At 46.3% G+C, this 9848-nt stretch carries 8 protein-coding genes; 4 read left to right on the top strand and 4 right to left on the bottom strand.

Annotated features, from left to right (window positions below; translation table 11 throughout):
- Positions 1 to 122 precede the first annotated feature (122 nt).
- From LZU85_RS19640 to LZU85_RS19625, 4 genes are all read right to left on the bottom strand, one after another.
- Entirely contained in the window at positions 123 to 2372 is a 2250-nt protein-coding gene (locus LZU85_RS19640; RefSeq protein WP_237288252.1) for a YjbH domain-containing protein, read from the bottom strand.
- 2 nt (positions 2373 to 2374) lie between these two features.
- On the bottom strand, positions 2375 to 3172 hold the full coding sequence (locus LZU85_RS19635) for a capsule biosynthesis GfcC family protein (protein ID WP_237288251.1): 798 nt from the start codon (positions 3170 to 3172) through the stop codon (positions 2375 to 2377).
- On the bottom strand, positions 3169 to 3900 hold the full coding sequence (locus tag LZU85_RS19630) for a YjbF family lipoprotein (RefSeq protein ID WP_237288249.1): 732 nt from the start codon (positions 3898 to 3900) through the stop codon (positions 3169 to 3171). Before LZU85_RS19630 ends, LZU85_RS19635 begins: the two co-directional genes overlap by 4 nt.
- A gap of 269 nt (positions 3901 to 4169) precedes the next feature.
- A complete protein-coding gene (locus tag LZU85_RS19625; RefSeq protein WP_237288247.1) occupies positions 4170 to 4415 on the bottom strand; it encodes a hypothetical protein in 246 nt (81 codons plus the stop codon).
- A gap of 650 nt (positions 4416 to 5065) precedes the next feature.
- Between LZU85_RS19625 and LZU85_RS19620 the strand changes: the two genes are divergently transcribed.
- From LZU85_RS19620 to LZU85_RS19605, 4 genes are all read left to right on the top strand, one after another.
- Positions 5066 to 6202 (top strand): polysaccharide export protein, encoded by a 1137-nt coding sequence (locus LZU85_RS19620; RefSeq protein ID WP_237288245.1) that lies wholly within the window; start codon positions 5066 to 5068, stop codon positions 6200 to 6202.
- A gap of 171 nt (positions 6203 to 6373) precedes the next feature.
- On the top strand, positions 6374 to 6745 hold the full coding sequence (locus tag LZU85_RS19615) for a four helix bundle protein (RefSeq protein ID WP_038941597.1): 372 nt from the start codon (positions 6374 to 6376) through the stop codon (positions 6743 to 6745).
- A 159-nt stretch (positions 6746 to 6904) separates the two neighbouring features.
- Positions 6905 to 7345 (top strand): low molecular weight protein-tyrosine-phosphatase, encoded by a 441-nt coding sequence (locus LZU85_RS19610; RefSeq protein WP_206630338.1) that lies wholly within the window; start codon positions 6905 to 6907, stop codon positions 7343 to 7345.
- 245 nt (positions 7346 to 7590) lie between these two features.
- Entirely contained in the window at positions 7591 to 9762 is a 2172-nt protein-coding gene (locus tag LZU85_RS19605) for a polysaccharide biosynthesis tyrosine autokinase (protein WP_237288243.1), read from the top strand.
- Positions 9763 to 9848: the final 86 nt, after the last annotated feature.

Genomic DNA, 9848 nt, shown 5'->3' with positions numbered 1-9848 from the left:
GTCCCTAGTCCCTAGTCCTAGTCCCTAGTCCTAGTCCCTAGTCCCTAGTCCTAGTCCCTAGTCCTAGTCCCTAGTCCTAGTCCCTAGTCCCTAGCGTCCTAGCCCCCTAACCCCTTCCTTCCCTAATACCACCGACTTCTTGCGTTTGTCACTTCAAACAACTCGTACTGACGGTTCAGTGTCTGGCCGCCATCTCGGGTGATCGGTTGCCATGCAAATACGCCTCGCGCCGTGCTTGGTTTGATCGTCATCGCGTCAAACGGAATCGAGACATAAAACCCCTTGTTATAGCTACCTTCGCCATACTCTTCTGTCGTCAGGTCGGTGACAGTCGCAAATGCACCGACGATCATGCCGGATTTAAACTGTTTGGAGAAATCGACTCTCACGCCGTTATCACCGCCCAAGAACTTACCAGCACTCACTTTAAACAGGGTATTTTCTAACAATGACCACTGTGGCATGTAGTAAGCGGAAAGCTGGCCTGTTGTACCTTTCTCAAGCACATATGCCTGGCAGCCTACATCGCTCGGTTTGCAGTTCGACGCATTGTAGCCATCGTAATAAACAAACGGTTCATCGAATGTAGCAAACCAGCTATCTGGGTCACGCTGTGAGATTAAGTTGGCATCTAAGCCCAAAGCCCAGTTTTTACCTAATGGACGGTAAAGCACTTCACCACCCACACCAGCAAACATGGTTTCCAAATAACCGCCGTACATTTGTGTATAGACTTGCTGCGTCGGTTGAGCAAACCAAGTGAGCTGCATATGGTTTAGACGAACAGGGTTATCGCTCACATACGCTCTGAACATGGTTCGCACGCGCGGCACGGCAAAGTTGGAAATGTGAGGGTCTTTTTCTACGTAGTTGAACTTGTCGTAGTTATCGGCAAGATTGACGTAGATAGAACCGCTCGCTTCGATATTATTGGTGAGCCAATAGTTCGCTTCGGTATTAAAACCAAGGTTGAACAAGTAGAACGCTTCTGGGCCACCTAATGATTGCGCCAACACAGGAGAAATACCTGCGTTCCACCGCTCGCGATGTGTCGTCAATGGTTTCGCGTTTTCACGGTAATCGGGCTCGCTGGTGCTGCCTAGCTCACGGCTATTGGCACCAAGGTATTGATACGTCGCGGCTTGTTTATAAGCTTCTGCATCAAACTCGGTTTGCGTTAAGTCCACACCATTACGGGTTTCAACAATCTTATAGGTAGTGATGTAGTCTGGTGCGTTATTGGCTAAAATCGCGGCGGCGCGATCTTGCGCTTCTTTTCTATCACGGTATTTAACCTGCTCACCCGCGATCACCAAAACATCACCTTGCTCATACAAGGTGCTTTGTTGATAACCCGCGTTGCTGTTTAGTTGCTGGGCGACTGCTTGCCAATCGGTATTGCCTTCGCTTGGTCTTCCCGTGACGGCTTGCTTGGGTTCATCTCGCCAAACCGCTTTGAGATCATCAAAATTGGTGTAGAGATTAAAACCAAAGGTCAATGTATCGCCACGCTGGTAACTTAACTTTGCATCGCCCCAATCCCCAAGTTGATAGAGCACGCCAAAGTTCCAAGGGGTATGTTGTGGCATCGGTTTGTTAACCGCACGAACTGGGTAATCCGTAGTGTAGTCGTTGGCATCGTATTCTACTTTCAAGCGAAGTGGCTGATATGGTGTTTGATACTCAATGCCGCCGTAAATAGAAGCCTCACCTTTAAACCAGCGACCATAATCGACGCTGCCTCCCGTCCCTTTTGTTGGGCTGCTTCGGTCACAATAATCTTCATTGGCTTTGCAAAATGGGTTGGTAATATTGCCACTTTGGCCGATATATCCCCAGGCAACACCAAGGGTAACATCGAGAGGGCCAAAACGCTTTGTGCCCGCAATAAACTCGCCATCGAATAAACCAGTTCCGCCAATATCGCGGATACCAATGGAGGTTTCCGGAAGCCAATAGCTCTCTTGCCAGAGACGAAACTTGATATCTATCCCTTTATCGGTATTGAGATTGTCACCACTGTAATCGGGATTCGGGTTGTATAAGGTGTCTGGAATTCGTGTATAACGAATGGTGCTTTCAAACCAATCGAACAACTGTAGCGAGGTGTAATAATGGTGGTAGTCGTCGTTGAGGTTAACACCAAAGTTGAATTCACCCTCTTTTGCCATACGGCCAGACGGCATCTGCATTAAACCCACGCCACCAAAATCAGTTTGTGAAGGGCGAAGTGTCACGGTTTCAAGCTCAGAGGCGTGTGAATGCAAAGAGGTTACGCCTGCTAGCGCGGAGAGCACGCCAAGACAAACGGCGGAAACTTGAGAGCGAAAGCCAACGCTTGGGATTTCTGATGAGGAATTTAAGTACGTCATAATTAACCTTTGATCATCCCTAATAGTTTGACGATGTTTTTCTCCAATACCTGAAGCTCACCAGAATTAGAAGCAAAGCCAACAAAAATCGTCGAGCCCGGTAACACCGAGGTATGCTGATTGTTCCAATGGCTATAACCCACTTTGTAGCTTTCACCATTTGGTGCAATCACCCAAGCTGTGCTGGCGTTACCATGCTGCAATAACGAACTGGTAGCAATGTAATCCGCTACGGTTAACCCAGAGGAAAAAGGCACGGTTTTTTCATCCAGTAAACCACGTAGCAACACCGTATTTTGACGAAGGGCCTGTTTCATCGCATAGTGACCCGGTAGGGCAGGGTTAAGTTCGGCTTGTAGCCGAACCGCATCAATATCCAAATTGATGGTTTCGCGATACCCGTATTGATGCTTTTCCACTAGCGTTAGTAAAAGCTGGCTGGCCTGGCGATAATCTTCATTTTTAGCGAGTTCAAGAAGTTGCTGGCGAACGTTCTGTAGCAGGGCATCTGCCTCGGCTTGTTTGTTGAGGTTAAACAGCTGGAAGCCTTCATGGAAACTCAATGCTTGTGCATTCGATGAGTTGTCTTGTTGGCGATTTTGCTGCTGAGCATCCAAGAGTACTTGCTCAAGGCGAACCGGTTGTGGGTAGTTGAGTTGTAAACCGTGATTGAGCAATATCACCTGAGTGGGTTGTTGAATATCGACCGCTTGTGGACCCGCGAAAACGTTCGGTGAAAGAGTCATCGCAGACGCTACAATTCCACTTAACAGGGTGACAAAGGAAAAGCCATGTTTCATTGTGCCGCCTCCGCAAACGGTTTCAGGATCTCGAACTCAATACGCGTCATTTCAGGGCCAAGATATTGAACGCTTTTCATCACTTGACCACTGTCATTAACCCAGTATTGGTTTTGCACCGTGGTATCTAATTGAGGGAAAAAGATGTTCTCTTGCCAGATGGTTAACGTTTGCTGCCAAATAGCGGAGATTGCCTCTTCACTCCCCATTTGCGTGAGAGTCACATCGCCAAGATAGCCGTAATGCTTCCCTTTATTGCTATCAGAGTTTTGTGTTTCCCAATCATACTGGCTTTGCCATTGAAGGTTGGCTTGCCAAGGTTTTGCTTGTTGAGAGTGCGCGAAATCCACCTCTCTGCGTATAAGGTTCCCATAAGGAAGATTAAGCGTTTTAACCACACGGCCGTTTTCCGTCACGATCATCCCGCCATCTGAAGAAACCCATTTTAGCTGTAGTTGATTGTTGTCTGGGTTTTGCTCAGCGTAGCCTAGCACCATGAAAATACGCTGGCCGTCATTAATTCGCATATAAGTACTGGCGTAGGGAAGCTCTAACACCTGCTGAGAGGTTTGGGTAATGTCTTCTGCGCCAAAGAACGCTTCATTTAGAGTGGTACTCATATCATCGAAACGTTGCACACAACCGGAAAGGAGAATCAAACTGGCTACGGCGGCACTACGTACAAGAAAACGAGGCAAAATAGCCTGCTGAAAAGGGAGATTTATCATCGACTAACAACCTTGTTGTTGGTAGGAATCCATCAATAAAAAATAGTGTTCAAGGGTACTATGGAAGGCGTAATGAGAAAAGGAGAGATTAAACAATCGTCAAGTAAAGCCTCTATATTGTCATCTGCGCGAATGCGGGGAACCATCGGTCAGTACTTGTTATAACTGATGTTGTTCACAACAATCCAAGAAGCTAACGTTTACTTTCTCTAAAAACAAAAAGCCAACCTCCAGCTGAAGGTTGGCTTATACACAAATGCTCTTAGTACTTAGTTAGTACCAGTAGTACCCGTGGTTGTGTCGTTAGAAGCAACCACAACAGTTGCTGCCACAACTGTAGCACCAACACCTACTGCAGTGACCGTTGCGCCACCAACAGCACCAGTCGCGCCAGCACCGCCTGCTACGCCAGTGGTTGTGGTTGTGGTTGTGGTTCCGCTTACCACTGTAGTTTCAGCAAACGCAGTAGAAGAAACACCTAGCGCAAGCAACGCTGCTAAAGCGATTTTTTTCATGACGAATCCTTTTGTATATACATAATTAATAAACATCGATGTTGGAGTGATGCATCACCCCGCTGATCATTTTAGGTAAAGATTGAACGCATTGTAAACAATTAGTTGCTGCTGCAATTCGTTGGAGATGCCTATCAAAAGATTAAAAAGAGCAATGCTATCTATTTGAAGCTAACGTTTGCTTAGTAAAATCCATTGTGCTCTAAGCCACAATATGGATAATAAGCGCCCATAAAAAATTATTAATCGTGGCACAATATGCATTGTTGTCATGATACGTCAGTATATTGCGATAAATGGCGATGATTGAGCCGTTTTATGCAGATTTCCCCGTGCTATGTGGTTTTGCGCGCTTACCAACGGGCGGTAGCGTGTCAAAATTCGACAAATGTGGACAGAACGCCACAGTTTATCCCTCTTTAATGCCTTTTATTCTCTTTTATTAAGGTAGAATACGGCTCAAGACGGTTTAAACCGAACGTAGTATGGGCGCTAGGTTATAAGGTATAGTTAAATGCGGTTAAGGAAAACGCCTTTAACTATGTTGAATACCCAAACTTTCACAAACAATAGAAAGGTACGTGTTCAATCGAACTTTTGAATTTTAAAGGGTGAAGTAAACACTCTTACGTTTAGACGATTTGGCTTACATGGAACTGAAAACAAAATTTCTGCTAGCGATGCTAGCACCTGCCTTGCTTGCCGGCTGTACCGTGCCTGGCTCACACCTATCCACCGATAATAAAACCCTCGTAGAAGTGAATGACAGCGCTCAGGAAAGTGAACTTTCTGACGTGGTCAATCTGTATCCGCTCACCGCACGCACGGTGACGGAGTATGCCAAAGCGCAACACTTTGCTTCTCGTGCTAACCCAGAACTTGACCTGCAAATTGCCCGTTACGAATACAAAATCGGCCCTGGCGATATTCTTAACGTTACCATTTGGGATCACCCAGAACTGACCATTCCTGCAGGTTCATACCGCAGCGCCTCTGAAGCGGGTAACTGGGTACATGCCGATGGCACCATTTTCTATCCTTACATTGGCACGGTAGAAGTAGCGGATAAAACCGTGCGTGAGATCCGCGCCGACATCGCCAAACGCTTGGCGAGGTTTATCGAAAGCCCGCAAGTGGATGTCAACGTTGCCGCATTCCGCTCTAAGAAAGCCTACATCACTGGGGAAGTTGAAAACCCTGGCCAACAAGCAATCACCAATATCCCACTAACCATTCTCGATGCCGTTAACCGTGCGGGTGGTTTAGCGCAAGATGCCGACTGGCGTAACGTGACACTTACCCGTAATGGTGAAGAACAAGCCATTTCGCTTTACGCGCTCATGCAGCGTGGTGACTTAACGCAAAACCGTTTATTAGAGCCGGGCGATATCCTCCACGTGCCACGCAACGATAGTCAAAAAGTGTTTGTAATGGGAGAAGTGAAAGATCCCAAACTGCTTAAAATGGATCGTTCTGGCATGAGCCTGACCGAAGCCCTCAGCAGCGTGGGTGGTATTAACGAACTCTCATCAGATGCAACTGGTGTCTTCGTTATCCGCACGTCAGACAACAAATCTGAACGCATGGCAGACATCTATCAGCTCAACATTAAAGATGCCTCTGCGCTGGTCATTGGCACCGAGTTTGATCTTAAACCATACGACATTGTCTATGTGACCGCAGCACCAATTACCCGCTGGAACCGTGTGATCAGTCAGCTAATGCCAACCATCTACGGTTTCAATGAACTGAGTGAAGCTGTGTTACGTGTGAGGACGTGGCCGTAAGAAAATTTTACAGGGACTAGATTACTAGGGGCTAGGAAAAGAGAAAGAGCAGGAACGAGATTACTAGGAACTAGGAAGAGCACAAGCCTAGAAAACTAGTAATCTAGCAACCTTCTCTTCCCTAGCAACCTAGTAACCTTCTTAATCTAGCAACCTAGAACAAGGGAAGTCATGCGTTATAAAGAGCTTGAGATTTGGAAGCGTAGCTATCAAGTGGTTTTACAAGTTTACAACTTGCTCAAAACTTGCCGAGACTATGGCTTGAAAGATCAAATCTCTCGTTCTGCTGTCTCTGTTCCATCGAACATCGCAGAAGGTTCCGAAAGAGGTAGTTATAAAGACAATATTCGTTTTCTTTATATCGCTAAAGGTTCTTGTGCGGAGTTAGCGACGCAGATTTCGCTGGCAGCTGATTTGGGCTATATCCCGATAGAAGCCGGACGAAAGCTAGAGTCAGAAATACTAGAAATAGGTAGGATGATAGGCGGTTACATCAAGTTTCTTTCTCAACATGTGAAAGAGGAAAGTGCTGAATATTTCTAGGAGGAGTGGGACGAGATCAATAGGTAAAAGCAGAAGAGCAGGGACTAGGAAGAGCAAAAACCTAGAAAACTTCTCTTCCCTAGAATACTAGCAACCTTCTTTACTTAGCAAACTGTTCTTCCCTAGTAACCTTCTCTTCCCTAGCAACCTGAGGAAAACATGTTTAACAAAATCTTAGTCGTTTGTGTCGGTAACATTTGCCGCTCTCCAACTGGTGAGCGTGTGCTACAAAAACTACTTCCGAATAAAACCGTTGCTTCTGCCGGTATTGCGGCTGAAAAAAGCCGTTTAATTGGTAAACCCGCTGATGCAATGGCGATAGAAGTAGCGAAAGAGAATGGTGTTGATGTAGAGAATCATCAATCTCAGCAACTTACCCCAGCGTTGTGTAGTCAATATGATCTGATCCTAGTGATGGAAAAAGGCCATATGGAAGCACTGACACAGATCGCCCCTGAAGCGCGCGGAAAAACCATGCTATTCGGCCAATGGATTGGTCAACAAGAGATTCCCGATCCTTATCGCCAAAGTAAAGAAGCCTTTGTGCACGCTTATCAGTTAATTGACAAAGCCGCACAAGCCTGGGCAAAAAAATTGTAGAAGAGCAGGGACGAGGAAGAAAAAGCAGGAGCGAGGTTACTAGGGACTAGGAAAGACTAGTAACTAAGAAAGAACATGGACGAGATGACTAGGGACTAGGAAAAGACTAGTAACCTAGAAAACTATTAATCTAGTACCCTTGTCTTCCCTACCAACCAGCTCTTACCTAGCAATCTAGAAAACTGCTCTTCCCTAGAACCTTATTTTAAAATCATAAATCCACCAACCCGGAACTGAACGAGACAATGACAACACCACAAAACCGATCTTCCGTTGATAACTCGTCTGACGAAATCGATTTAGGCAAGCTGCTTGGCATTATTATCGATGCTAAATGGTTCATCCTTGTGACCACTTTCCTCTTTGCTGCGGGAGGCGTCGCCGTTGCGTTGCTTTCGACTCCCATCTACAAAGCGGATGCGTTGATTCAAATTGAGCAAAAAAGCTCGGGTGGTATTAGCTCATTGGTTGGGGATATGGGAGAGCTCTTTTCACAAGAATCTTCCGCCACGACGGAAATTGAAATCATCAAATCGCGTATGATTTTGGGCGACACGGTAGACAAGTTCAATTTGACCACGGTAGCAGAACCCAAATATTTCCCAATCGTCGGCAAAGGGTTGGCGCGCCTAGCCGGTGAGGTAAACCAAATTGAGGTGAGCCGATTTGATGTGCCTGAGTATGCGCAAGGTATGAGACATACCTTAGTGGTGCTCGATGCTAAACACAAAACGTATCAATTGGTGCGTGGTGATGAGCAAGTGGTGCTGGAAGGCGCTGAGGGAGAGCTAGCAAAAAATGAGGGATACGAGTTATTTGTTTCTGAACTACGTTCTCATACTGGCCAAGAGTTTTCGCTTGGTCAACGTAGCCGTTTAGAAGCAATTGAATGGTTAAAGAGAAACTTAGCCATTGGTGAGCGCGGTAAACAAACGGGTATTTTGCAGTTAAGTTTTGAAGGCGAAAACCGCAAACAGATCAGCGCGATTCTCAACCACATTAGCCAAACCTATTTTTTACAAAACGTAGAACGTAACTCTGCAGAAGCGGAAAAAAGTTTATCCTTTCTCAAAGGCCACCTGCCGGATATTAAAAACAGCCTCACCACAGCAGAAGACAGCTTAAATCGTTTTCGCCAAGAAAATGAATCGATCGATTTAGGCTTAGAAGCCAAAGCAACATTGGATGTAATGGTCAAACTGGAAGCACAGCTCAACGAGCTGACGTTTAAAGAGAGCGAAATTAGCCAGCGCTTTACCAAAGATCACCCTGCTTATCTTTCGTTGCTCGACAAACGCACCACCTTGCTGAAAGAGCGCGAGCGGCTAAATCAGCAAGTGCAAAAACTGCCAAAAACCCAGCGCGAAGTGCTACGCATGACACGCGATGTAGAAGTGAACCAGCAAATTTACATCCAACTGCTTAACAAAGTACAAGAGCTCAGCATTATCAAAGCAGGCACTGTAGGTAACGTGCGCATTCTCGATGAGGCGCAAAGCTTTGCACAGCCGGTGAAACCGAAGAAACCATTAATTGCTGTATTGGCGACTCTGTTAGGTGGCATGCTGAGTGTTGCGTTGGTATTAGTGAAGGCGGCATTGCACCGCGGCGTAGAGACGCCTGATCAAATCGAGCAGATTGGCCTTTCTGTTTACGCCAGTGTGCCAAAGTCTAGCCTGCAGTTGGCGTTGGCGGAAAAAATTAAGCGCAAAGGAAAACACAACCAAGAGATGGCTTTGTTGGCTGAAACTAACCCAGCTGATCTTTCTATTGAGGCACTGCGTGGCCTGCGTACCAGTTTGCACTTTGCGATGATGGAAGCCAAAAATAATGTGCTAATGATCTCTGGCCCTGCGCCTGGTATTGGCAAATCGTTTATTTCTACTAACTTTGCCGCGGTTGCTGCTAAAACTGGGCAAAAAGTGCTGCTGATTGATGCAGATATGCGCAAAGGCTATTTGCAACAGTGCTTTGGTTTGAAATGGGAAAATGGCTTGTCTGATCTGCTGGCGGGTAAAATCGAGACTGCCACTGCGGTGCAGCGCACTGAGGTCGACAATCTCGACATTCTTACCCGTGGCCAAGTGCCGCCAAACCCTTCTGAGCTATTGATGCACCCTCGCTTTAAAGAGCTTGTGGAATGGGCAAGTGAACACTATGACTTGGTGATCATCGATACGCCGCCAGTGCTGGCGGTAACCGACCCTAGCATTGTTGGTTCGTTTGCTGGTACTACGCTGATGGTGGCACGCTTTGGCCAAAACACGCTGAAAGAGATAGAAGTGGCACGTAGCCGCTTTGAGCAAGCGGGCATTGAAGTAAAAGGTGTGATTCTAAACGCGATAGAGAAAAAAGCCTCCTCATCTTATGGCTATGGTTACTACAACTACAGCTATGGTGAGAGTAAAAAGGCGTAATCATTCTTGCTAGAACCTAGAACCTAGAACCTAGAACCTAGAACCTAGAACCTAGAACCTAGAACCTAGAACCTAGAACCTAGAAC

It is taken from the genome of Vibrio floridensis (genome assembly GCF_021852965.1).
Taxonomy (GTDB): Bacteria; Pseudomonadota; Gammaproteobacteria; order Enterobacterales; family Vibrionaceae; genus Vibrio; species Vibrio floridensis.
This window is presented reverse-complemented; position numbering and strand designations above follow the sequence as displayed.

Coding starts and splice junctions, on each gene's coding strand:
- LZU85_RS19625 (WP_237288247.1), bottom strand. CDS start 4,415: ATGAAAAAAATCGCTTTAGCAGCGTTGCTTGCGCTAGGTGTTTCTTCT.
- LZU85_RS19610 (WP_206630338.1), top strand. CDS start 6,905: ATGTTTAACAAAATCTTAGTCGTTTGTGTCGGTAACATTTGCCGCTCT.
- LZU85_RS19630 (WP_237288249.1), bottom strand. CDS start 3,900: ATGATAAATCTCCCTTTTCAGCAGGCTATTTTGCCTCGTTTTCTTGTA.
- LZU85_RS19640 (WP_237288252.1), bottom strand. CDS start 2,372: ATGACGTACTTAAATTCCTCATCAGAAATCCCAAGCGTTGGCTTTCGC.
- LZU85_RS19605 (WP_237288243.1), top strand. CDS start 7,591: ATGACAACACCACAAAACCGATCTTCCGTTGATAACTCGTCTGACGAA.
- LZU85_RS19635 (WP_237288251.1), bottom strand. CDS start 3,172: ATGAAACATGGCTTTTCCTTTGTCACCCTGTTAAGTGGAATTGTAGCG.
- LZU85_RS19620 (WP_237288245.1), top strand. CDS start 5,066: ATGGAACTGAAAACAAAATTTCTGCTAGCGATGCTAGCACCTGCCTTG.
- LZU85_RS19615 (WP_038941597.1), top strand. CDS start 6,374: ATGCGTTATAAAGAGCTTGAGATTTGGAAGCGTAGCTATCAAGTGGTT.